Annotated in this window: 1 protein-coding gene; it reads left to right on the forward strand. The window is 55.5% G+C overall.

Annotated features, from left to right (window positions below; translation table 11 throughout):
• Positions 1–118: 118 nt before the first annotated feature.
• The coding region (locus Phpb_RS26415; protein ID WP_205634819.1) for a S8 family serine peptidase at positions 119–1637 on the forward strand (1519 nt) is incomplete at its 3' end.

A 1637-nucleotide genomic window follows, 5' to 3' on the forward strand; every position in this document is an offset into this window, starting at 1 on the left:
TTTGTTTACGCCGGATGCAGATTACACCGGTGTCATTAGCTTTAAATATGGTGTAACTGACGCAGCCGGGAATCCGTCAGCATCGGTAGTCGATCTGAGTAGTGGGGAAACCGCGCCGATGCGTGCCGTTGCGACATTACTGACGCCGGAAGTCCCGCTTGATCCATTAGCTGCTCAACAATGGTATTTGAGCGATGCCAACATTCTGCCGGTCTGGAAGGACTACACCGGCAAGGGCGTACGCATTGGTCAGTTCGAGCCGGGCGGTAAGTTTGCCACCGCGCCTGAAATATTTGATATTAATCACCCCGACCTTGCGGCGAATGTCGACAAAGCCTGGTTGCAGACTCAACAAACCAATGGCGCCTTGCCGAATGTGGTCTCCAACCACGCGACAATGGTGGCGGGTGTGATGGTCGCGGCGAAGAATAATACCGGTGGCGTCGGGGTTGCCCATGATGCTACGTTGGGCGGCTATTATCTGGCCAATGACGGTGCCGATCTTGCGGGACTGGGGCATATGGTCAGTTTTGACATTGCCAACAATAGCTGGGGATTTGCCAACGATTTCGCGCTCAGCAGCTTTCAGGGCGGCTCCATAAATACTGCCGCGTCGCTGAGCATGAATGCGCAGTATGCGGCGGCCAATGGTCGTGGCGGATTGGGTACCGTCATCGTGGCGGCAGGCGGCAATCATCGTGCGGAAGGCGGCAATGCCCAAGGGTCGTTGACCAATAACAACCGCTTTTCGGTGGAAGTCGGTGCAATCAACGCGCAGGGCGATTTGTCGACTTTGCAGATTGGCTCCTCACCGTTCTCCAATCCGGGAGCCAGCCTGTTGGTTTCGGCGCCGGGCAGCAATGTCGTGTCTACCAGCTATATGCTGAAAACCGAACGTGGCTCAACTTTCGGCAATGACTACACCAGCATGCAAGGCACCAGCTTCGCCGCGCCGATAGTCTCCGGTGTGGTTGCGCTGATGCTTGAGGCCAACCCGAACTTAGGCTATCGGGATGTGCAGCAGATCCTTGCTCTATCCGCTCGCAAGATCAATGACCCATCTACCGCATGGAGTGATAATAGCAGTCATAGCTGGAATGGCGGCGGCATGCATACCAGCAACGATTACGGTTTCGGTCAAATCGATGCGCGAGCCGCTGTTCGCTTGGCTGAGTCTTGGATGACTCAAAGCACCGCTGCCAACGAGTTCGTCTATAGCGCATCTAGCGGCCCTCTGGGGAAAACCTTGGCGGCGGGGGAAACGCTAACATCGTCCATCGCCATGAATGCCGGTCTGAATGTCGAACATGTCGAGATCGATTTTGACGCTCAGGTAGGCCGTCTTGGCGATCTGACGCTCAAACTGATCTCTCCTGATGGCACTCAGAGCATCTTGCTCAATCGTCAGGGTAAGGTTCCAGACGGCATGCCGGGCGCGAGCGCGACCGATTTGGGTAGTAGCCAGTCGGGGACATTCAAATACAGCTTTATGTCGACCCATGATTTTGGTGAACGCTCGGCTGGCAACTGGACCCTACAGGTGAGCGATGCGAATTCCGGCCTGCCGGTCACATTAAATGCCTGGTCGCTACGTTTGTACGGCAGCAAGAGCACCCCGGATGACACTTACTTTTACA

Origin of the sequence: Photorhabdus namnaonensis (assembly GCF_001684335.1) — a bacterium.
GTDB classification, from domain to species: domain Bacteria; phylum Pseudomonadota; class Gammaproteobacteria; order Enterobacterales; family Enterobacteriaceae; genus Photorhabdus; species Photorhabdus namnaonensis.